We start from the raw sequence: 8,491 nt of genomic DNA, 5'->3' as shown, positions 1-8,491 counted from the left end.
TTTTAAAAGCTTTTGAGTAGAATAATTAATATATATTTCATTTAAAGCAAGATCATATTCTCTTTTAGAAAAATTCTTATCCTTTTGCATTTCTAAGCTTTTATTTAAAAACTTACTTGTATTATTGTTAATTGAAAAAGCTCTCATAACTTTAATTTCTCCAGTTACATTATCAGATAAAAATAATGTAACAAGATATTCTACATTACTATCTGTTGTATTTACTGCATTATAGATATCTTCATTACCAAACAAAGGAATATCCATCCATCGTTCTTCACCAACTTTAATTAGAAATACAATTACATTTTTCATGTACAATAATTTATACTGTATTTTACCTGATTTAAAATTTTCTATTTCATTTTTTGTTGGATTAGTAAATCTACAAGTAATAACTACTCCACTATTAGTAAAGTTCATCATTACTCCCTCTAAGCCTTTAAATTCACTGTAACACTTTCCTACCTCATATTGTTTCATTATATTTATCTCCTTTCATATTTGTTTTTGATGTATGATTCTTTTATATACCACTTGCCAGCACCTTCACGTTTTAAATAGTGCTTACCTATTCTGTCTTCAGAGATATATCGCCTTAAAGATGCTGCACTTATTTTATATTCTTGTTCAATTTCCTTGAGTGTTTTCCAAATTATTTTTGATTTAGCCATTATTTCTCCTCTATCTCAACTTTATCAATAAGTACAGCTAATCTTTTGTGATTAAGCTCCGTACCTACAAATTTTTTATTATTAATGTATGAATGATAACCAACAAGCCCTCTACCCATGCATAAATCACCGATACACTTATAATCAATATTTTTACATATCCAAGTAATAATATCCTCTTCGTCCATTCCATCAAGATGATAGTTAATTCTTTTATTACTTCCTTGAACAATGTAACATAATCTATCTTTTTTGTGATAGTATGTACTATTGTAAAAAGTTACATATTTATATATTTTTTTCATTTCAATTATAAAGTTATGCAAGTTCTCTTTCCCAATTTCAATAAAACAGATTTTAGGTTTAATTTGTTTTATTGAGTTAAATAAATGTTCATAGAAAAATTTAAAACTTTCTAATCTATAGTCTTTATCCGCCTTTGTATAAAATGTATTTAAATTACTTTTGTTCCATGGAGGGTCAACGAACAATACATCCGCTTCTTTCATAAATTCAGGAAGTCCTTTTGTAATGTCATGAACCATAACTTTACCAATATTGTTTATCTTATAAATTTCATCTTCTATTAGATTGTATTTTTTGTATACTCCTCCATATTCCCATTCGGCCATCACTCCACCTCCTGCATTTCCCATGATTTGCTATATATCTGATTTTTAAATAATGCAGCTATACCAGTTATTTGTTTTAGTCTAAACACTTCTTCCAATTCCATTCCTAAGTGTTTAGCTATTTCTTCATCATCTGCACCTTGTTCAAATAATGCTTTTACAAGGTCGCCCATTAACTCAACTTGATGCACTCCTCTAGCCCTATTAAACTGGACTGTAGAAGCCATACGTTGCTTCATATCGTGTTGAAGGACTATTATTGGTATTTCTGTACAATTTAAATAATCTTTTAATATTGTATACCTATGAAAACCATCTATAATAATATATTTATCAATATCTTCATCATAGATAGTTACAATAGCAAAGCAAAAACCATTATCTAATATAGATTGCTCTAATAAATCCATATTATTTTTAGCAACATTATTAGGGTTATAGTTATTTGCTTGGACTTTTTCAACAGGAACAATTATAGGTTCCATTACTGGTAGTTTTATATTTCCTTTGTTAGTTTTCAATTCTATCATTATAGTAGTTCTCTCCATTTCTGTATTGTTTTTTCTCGTGGGTCTTCTTTATTATCTATAGGAAGATTATTCTCATAGTCATTAAGTAATAACTGCCGACATTGTTGTCTAGCAACATAATTATTGTCTAGATGCCTGCTAAATCTCTTTTCAAATATCCATCTCTTGTTATCATCAGGATATGTTTCAAGTAAAAAATCTCTATATTCCAACCACGAATTATAATTTTTAGGTAATTTTCTAGCTTTAAGCATTTTATTGTCTTTTCCGTATAAATTACCTATACTTATACCCTTGATGCGCTTTAACAACTTATCATATGTTTTAGGTTCAAATTCTGGTAATTCAACTAGAGATTTAAAAGATTTTTCATGTATCAAGCTGGATACTCTAATTTCTTGTAGTCCTATTCCTTTTTTGAATTGATAATCATAGATTTTAGAATATCTTAATTCTTCATCATATATGTATTTCCAAATATCATGAAAATTCCAGTCATATAAGGGATAAAAACTGGCATTACCATGCTTCATTTTTGTACCCCAGTACACATGTGTTCCATTAACGTCTACAGGATTTTTAGCCACTGCCCTCCATCTATTTGGGCTTTCTGTAGCTCTTAAACCTACCAAAAACGCTGTATTTTCTCTTGCGTTTTGTATATTGTCTATAGCATCATAAAACCCAAAACCTTTGTTTTTATCACGAACAGTTTCTTTTGTTCTATCCCATGATGGATATTGAATTGAATCTGTTTCTTTTGTTCGCATCCAAATTTTATGTTTACCCTTTTCCCAACACTTTAATTGAGGTTCACTCAAAGATGTTGAATTTGTAAGGTTAAATTCTATTTGATACCATAATTTAATAGTATTTTCCGGATACATGTTCATTAGATATCTTATTTGCTGTATTGTACTATCATATACAACTTCTTCATCAAGAAAGAATAATCCAATACGTCTATTTCTTTTATGTGCTTCTGATAGCACTAAGTGAGCTAATACAGTACTATCCTTGCCACCACTTATCGACACATGAATATTTTCATAGTTATCGAATATAAAGCTTATACGTTCTCTTGCAGAAGTTAATACATCTTTATTTATATATATTTGCTTTAGCATATATACTATCTACCCTCGCTTTCCAACTTGTAAGATCATTCATTATTACATTGTCTATTTTTATATCTGTAGCAATGTAATTAATAGTAGTCATTTTTGATTTTTTTAGAAAATCATTAAAATCTAATCTTCTGTAATGAACATCAAGGATAATATAATCTTGTTGTTTAATGTCTTCATTGTAACTAAAAACATTATTTAATTTAAACCTCTTATTCCTCGCTATGTATACTTTATCACTTTCAATAGCAGATTTTTTAAAATCCCCAACAAGTAGCTGTAAGCTTCTAGGAACTGTACTTACTTCCTTTTGCCCTAGATTTTCAAATAAATATTCTTTTTTATTCTCGTATTTTTCTTTTTGTTTATCTGTAGTTGTAATATTTATCCATTTATGTTTTATTTTTATTGGTTTAATCTTAATATCCTCTACTTGTAATAAGTTGTAATCAAAAGATTTACCTTTATACTTTTGAGGAGTGTTAAAATCAAACAATATCATCATATTTTCTTTATCATCAATAATCGGAAAATACTCAAATACTGCGACTACTCCGCACTGATTTATATAATGATGCATACAGTTATATGTAAGATCATTTCTTTTTTGTGTACGCATAATTTCATCACAAACGATTAAAGATGAATTATCTATTTCTTCTAAGAGTCTGTAGAAATACTTGTACATTATTATATCTGAATACTCTATATATTCAATATCGACATTTTTTAAATTATACTCATATTTGAATTTTTTAAAATAAAAAATATAAACTTTTTTGATTCCTTTGTTATCAATAAGCTTCTGTATCTCTCGTTGCTTCTGTTGCTTGCCTAAACCGATTCTTATCATTCCAACCCCTCCCAGCTTTTAGTCGATTGTCTATCCACTTATCAATGTCGACTTTATTGTATTTTCTTAGACGTTCATTGAAAGTTTCATCTAGATTTTTTTTCTTTTTCAGATTTTCTAAAATACGTTCATCAACCTTATATGATGCACATATATCGGTTATGAATACTTTTTTATTTTGACCTAGTCTATATACTCTATCTAGGCTTTGTTGTCTTGTCCCCCAGTTAAAATCGTTATTGTAATAGATTGCTCTATTACAAAACTGTAGATTAAGACCAAAGCCACCGCAAGATTTATTGGCTACTAAAAATCTTGCTTTATTTTTAAATTTATCAATCATAATATTTCTTTCTTTTATACTTACTGCACCATCGAATCTACATACATACTCCTCCCCATATTCTTCTATAAGATATGATGTTATATCATCGACTTCATGACGATATTTACACCATATAAGAGTTTTTTCATCTTCAGATTTAATGATATTAGACAATGCTTTTAGTCGTGGATTATCTTTTTTATCATTAAAAAAGTTTTCTGATGATATGCTCTTATGTATATTATCAATACTTACTTTTCTAGCACTTGTTATTAACTGCAATGCAGTGAATAACTTATATATAGTCGTTGAGTCAAAGTCATCAACAGACATCAACAACTCTTGTTTTATTTGTTCATAATGTATAGATTGTTCTTCTGTAAGATTGAAATAATAAGTATTAATATTTCTTTTGGGAAGATCTATACATTCACTTTTTTTTATCTTGAACGTATATGGAGTAATACGCTGCATTAAATATTCCTGATCTAAGACGCTTGTTCTTTTACCAAAATCATCATATACAAAATGATTATTAGCAAAAGAATAAAATGATGAATAACCTAGTATCCTTTTGTCAAGAATATAGAACTGACTAAAAATATCTACTATATCCCTAGTCACTGGTGTTCCGTTCATAATATATCGATATTTACACAATTCAGATATATATCGTAATCGTTCGGAACGCTTTGCAAAGAAATTTTTAATTAGCGTAGATTCATCTACTATTAGCATTATTCTTTCTTCTTTTTCGAAAATACGTAAAACTTCTAGATAAATTCTATCTGATTGTGAAATGGATTCTATTCCATAAAACTTAATAAAATCATGTTCTAGAAAATTACTGTTTTCTAATATATTTCTTCTTAGATTTTCCATAGCAGATACAGGAGTAAACCACAATACTTTATCAATTTTTTTTGATTTACGTTTAATTAATTCAAGCATTGTGATTGTCTTTCCTGTACCCATATCCATGAAATTGGCACCAACTTTTAGTTTGTCTAACTTATCAACACATTCAAGTTGGTATATTAATAAATCTTTATATATTACTAAATTATTCATCTTTTAACTCCTCTAAAACATCTATGTTTTCATCAAAAACATAGCCAAATATTTCAAGAAGTTCAACTGAAGAAATTATTTCTTCAGTTTTTGTTGTTTTGGTTTGTTTAAATATTTTATACTCAAAATCATCACGAATAAGTAATCTTAATTGTTTTCCATTGTGAGTTTCTTGAGTATGTGATTTAGCAACCCAAAATTTATAATCACTTCGTGGAAGCTTAACTAAGTAAGCTTTCCATGTTTCCCACTCTACTTGATTCCAGTTAACTGTTATTGATCTCATTGAACTACTCCTCGTCTTTCAATGAGTCAAATACAGCCTCTTCTGAAACCTTATTTTTATATTTCTTTTCTATTCCAACTTCAATTTCCTTTATTACATCAGAAAGTGAAGTTATTTTCATTTCTATTTCTTTTTTTGCCCTTGCTGTATATCTGAAGTCAAATTTGTTAGCAAGGTCTTCAAGCTCTAAATAGGAAGTTAAAGGAACAGTAACAACTTTTAAATTTCCATCCCATTTACTTCCTTTTATTTTTCTTGAAGATTTATAGATATTATCATTTCTTTCATGAATTACAATCAATAATTCATTGTCAAAATCTATCCATCTTCTATGTTCGGCTTCATAAGTTCCATTGATAGCCTTTTCTCTTGCTATACTATCATTGATAACAACTATAAAACCTTTATTTAAAAATGCATTTGATACATCTGCAATTCTATCAGATATATTTCCTTGCATTTCTTTTATTTTCTTTTCCCATAACTTCAATTGAGAGTTCCAAACAAACCCATAATCTCTTGAAATTAATCTTAAAGTTTCATTCATGAAACTTTTAATATATACAGTATCGTCTTTACTGTATACTTCTATTTCTCTGCTATCAGCAATGTTCCCGCTAGGAACTACTGTAGCTTCTTTTTTTATTTCCATTTTCATCTCTTCTTTTTGTTCAAACTTTTCTTTATATACAAGTTTAAACAATTCTTTTTTTACTTCATCAAATAGTGTATCTTCTATATACATTCTTGATGATGTATTGTTATAAAAAACATTGTAGTAAGCTTCTTTTACAATGTCTTCTTTGTTTTCTTTTCTTGCTAGTTTTCTTGATAACCTATACTCATCTTCGTTATCTGAAAAACTCAATTTATTGATAATGCTTTCAGTTCTTTTTGCAAATCCGATGGTTTTACACTCTGACATAATTTCTTCTCTGATTGTCATAGCCCATCTAATTTGCTTTTCACTTCCTTTTAGTTCAGGAAGTTCTTGTTTTAAAGCATTTTTAAGAGCTTTTTCATACTCTTGATTTCTTAATTTTTCTTTTCTTTCTTTTCTACATTTATCACACACATTGTCTTCAAAATGCTCTTTAATCTTCTCTTCAGTATCATACTTCCAAGAATTTTTTGAATTAATTTCTATGTAGTCCTTATGACCACAACTAAAAATTCCATATCTTTTCATATCTTTATTCCTCCTAAATTATATAATTTGCTTAACAACATTATACAATAATAGTGTTACTATGTAAATATACATAATTACTATTTTTTCAGTATTTTTTTCAAAAAAATGTTACATTTTATTATTGACTTTTTGAGAATATAGTAGTATTATATGTTTATAGCAAATAATATTTTATTTTAGGAGGAAAAAACATGAAACTTTTTTTAAAAAACACAAAAGAAATAGGTATGATGGTTTTTATTTTAAAATCATTAAATACAACTTTATATAGGTTGGAAAAAACAATTACAAGCGTAGATCGCTTAAAGTCTTTCCAATCAGAAAATATGAACATCCTAAGCAACGAGGATGTAAATCAAGTGTACGAGAAAATGTTTTCTCTATACAATTTTTACAGAAAATATTATAAAAAAATACTTAATAGATTTGAACCTATTGAGTACTTAAAAACACCAAGATACACTATTAAAAAAGTAGATAGTGTAGAAGAGAAATCTTTATATGAACAATATAAAAATAATATTGTTTCATACGAAAGAAATCGCGTAAAAGCGAAAAATATTATTCAGTATGAAACTGAAGAAATAAACGGATATAAATATTATGCCGTTTATAAAATTGGCGGTTATTTATTTAATATAAAAATAGAATCTGAAGAAATAAATAACGAAAAAATAACAGAGCATCCGAGTGTAATAACTTATGAAGATTACAATGTTGCTCCTATAAGAACTATAATATTAGAAACTTTAGCTAATGATAGTTTAAGTTTCTATAATGTTTATAGAAAAATAAATCACAATTACAAAGAAGACAAGATAGAACTGTTAGCTTCTGATTATATTTGCGATTTAATAACTAATAAATACCCGATACATATTGATTTTAAGAAAATAGTTGGTGTTGAAGAAGATAATTATTCCTCAACACCTGTATCTAAAAAAGAGCTAGTGAAACAGCTTAAAGAGACAAAATTTTATAAAACTTTGTCTTGCAATGATTTAGTTTTGAATGATGAAAATAAAACCATTGCAAAAAATTTAATAAAGACTCTAAATAATCTCGAGATACATTATCTTGAGTTATTGAGGGCGACACTAATAAAAAGGAATCATTTAAAATCTTATTCTTATTCAGATGAATATGATTCTATTACAGAAGAAGCAATTAATCTGCATTCTAAAATAGAATCAATTTACAATAAGAAAAAGGAAATATTTGAAAGGTTGGAAGTAAAAGAAATAGTAAAAGTTCCAATCTTTAAAACAAAAAGCTTTGTAGTATATATAAAGTATGGAAATAAATATTATTTCCATACAGGAAATATGTTGAATCTTTGCGATTTCAATGAACAAGAAAAAATCATTGAAGATGGATTCAACTACTACGCCAAATATCAAATTGATGATGAGATATTTTATAATCATTGCGATATTTATCAAATACAAACCCTTGTGGATTTTGATGATAGTAGTGATTTTAAAATATTAGATTCAGTCCCAACAACATTTGATTCAGACTTTATGTCATATGTTGATATAAATAGTTTTGAATCAAATATAGAAGAGATAAAATATCTATCGTGGCGAGAAACGATAAATTTATTTTATAAGTAAATACAAAGGAGAAAATAATATGAACTATAAAAATTACACAATTAATTTAGGGTATAGCGATATTGCTAGCCTAATATTTAGAGGTCCTTGCAAGGCTGAGGTAGTCAAGACAGGGGGAGAAGTTTCATAATACAGTGTGCAGGCGAGTACACTGTAGATAAAATAGTAGCATCTGCCGATATTGA

General features: G+C 27.5%; 10 protein-coding genes. 1 reads left to right on the top strand and 9 read right to left on the bottom strand.

All coding sequences use genetic code 11. The features are described 5' to 3' along the window. The 9 genes from BM120_RS10200 to BM120_RS10160 form a co-directional block, all read right to left on the bottom strand. The coding region (locus BM120_RS10200; protein ID WP_091995708.1) for a hypothetical protein at positions 1-483 on the bottom strand (483 nt) is incomplete at its 3' end. Positions 484-488: 5 nt separating this feature from the next. Continuing rightward, positions 489-674: a hypothetical protein gene (locus tag BM120_RS10195; protein ID WP_091995706.1), complete on the bottom strand. Its 186-nt coding sequence runs from the start codon at positions 672-674 to the stop codon at positions 489-491. Then, complete coding sequence (locus BM120_RS10190) at positions 674-1,330, bottom strand: hypothetical protein (RefSeq protein ID WP_242941605.1); 657 nt, start codon at positions 1,328-1,330, stop codon at positions 674-676. The genes BM120_RS10195 and BM120_RS10190 overlap by 1 nt, the downstream gene beginning before the upstream one ends. Next, on the bottom strand, positions 1,306-1,836 hold the full coding sequence (locus BM120_RS10185) for an IbrB-like domain-containing protein (protein ID WP_091995702.1): 531 nt from the start codon (positions 1,834-1,836) through the stop codon (positions 1,306-1,308). The genes BM120_RS10190 and BM120_RS10185 overlap by 25 nt, the downstream gene beginning before the upstream one ends. Beyond that, entirely contained in the window at positions 1,836-2,963 is a 1,128-nt protein-coding gene (locus tag BM120_RS10180) for a phosphoadenosine phosphosulfate reductase domain-containing protein (protein ID WP_177187426.1), read from the bottom strand. The genes BM120_RS10185 and BM120_RS10180 overlap by 1 nt, the downstream gene beginning before the upstream one ends. Further along, positions 2,938-3,816 carry a hypothetical protein gene (locus BM120_RS10175; RefSeq protein WP_091995701.1) on the bottom strand — a complete coding sequence of 293 codons (879 nt, stop codon included), beginning with the start codon at positions 3,814-3,816 and terminating at the stop codon, positions 2,938-2,940. Before BM120_RS10175 ends, BM120_RS10180 begins: the two co-directional genes overlap by 26 nt. After that, the gene (locus BM120_RS10170) at positions 3,758-5,122 is read right to left on the bottom strand and encodes a helicase-related protein (RefSeq protein WP_177187425.1); all 1,365 of its coding nucleotides are present in this window, start codon (positions 5,120-5,122) and stop codon (positions 3,758-3,760) included. Before BM120_RS10170 ends, BM120_RS10175 begins: the two co-directional genes overlap by 59 nt. An 82-nt stretch (positions 5,123-5,204) precedes the next feature. Then, on the bottom strand, positions 5,205-5,498 hold the full coding sequence (locus BM120_RS10165) for a hypothetical protein (RefSeq protein WP_091995697.1): 294 nt from the start codon (positions 5,496-5,498) through the stop codon (positions 5,205-5,207). 4 nt (positions 5,499-5,502) lie between these two features. Beyond that, on the bottom strand, positions 5,503-6,687 hold the full coding sequence (locus tag BM120_RS10160; RefSeq protein WP_091995696.1) for an SPFH domain-containing protein: 1,185 nt from the start codon (positions 6,685-6,687) through the stop codon (positions 5,503-5,505). A 194-nt stretch (positions 6,688-6,881) separates the two neighbouring features. Between BM120_RS10160 and BM120_RS10155 the strand changes: the two genes are divergently transcribed. Continuing rightward, positions 6,882-8,306, top strand: coding sequence for a hypothetical protein (locus tag BM120_RS10155; RefSeq protein WP_091995694.1), 1,425 nt, complete (start codon positions 6,882-6,884; stop codon positions 8,304-8,306). The last annotated feature ends 185 nt before the right edge of the window (positions 8,307-8,491 follow it).

The sequence above is a fragment of the Peptostreptococcus sp. D1 genome (assembly GCF_900112955.1).
GTDB lineage: Bacteria > Bacillota > Clostridia > Peptostreptococcales > Peptostreptococcaceae > Peptostreptococcus.
Note: the sequence above shows the minus strand (reverse complement) of the source record. Positions and strands in the feature narration are given on the sequence as shown.

What these genes read in the sequence shown, in the direction of transcription:
- BM120_RS10195 (WP_091995706.1), bottom strand. Translation starts at nt 674, where the DNA reads ATGGCTAAATCAAAAATAATTTGGAAAACACTCAAGGAAATTGAACAA.
- BM120_RS10190 (WP_242941605.1), bottom strand. Translation starts at nt 1,330, where the DNA reads ATGGGAAATGCAGGAGGTGGAGTGATGGCCGAATGGGAATATGGAGGA.
- BM120_RS10185 (WP_091995702.1), bottom strand. Translation starts at nt 1,836, where the DNA reads ATGATAGAATTGAAAACTAACAAAGGAAATATAAAACTACCAGTAATG.
- BM120_RS10180 (WP_177187426.1), bottom strand. Translation starts at nt 2,963, where the DNA reads ATGCTAAAGCAAATATATATAAATAAAGATGTATTAACTTCTGCAAGA.
- BM120_RS10175 (WP_091995701.1), bottom strand. Translation starts at nt 3,816, where the DNA reads ATGATAAGAATCGGTTTAGGCAAGCAACAGAAGCAACGAGAGATACAG.
- BM120_RS10170 (WP_177187425.1), bottom strand. Translation starts at nt 5,122, where the DNA reads ATGGATATGGGTACAGGAAAGACAATCACAATGCTTGAATTAATTAAA.
- BM120_RS10165 (WP_091995697.1), bottom strand. Translation starts at nt 5,498, where the DNA reads ATGAGATCAATAACAGTTAACTGGAATCAAGTAGAGTGGGAAACATGG.
- BM120_RS10160 (WP_091995696.1), bottom strand. Translation starts at nt 6,687, where the DNA reads ATGAAAAGATATGGAATTTTTAGTTGTGGTCATAAGGACTACATAGAA.
- BM120_RS10155 (WP_091995694.1), top strand. Translation starts at nt 6,882, where the DNA reads ATGAAACTTTTTTTAAAAAACACAAAAGAAATAGGTATGATGGTTTTT.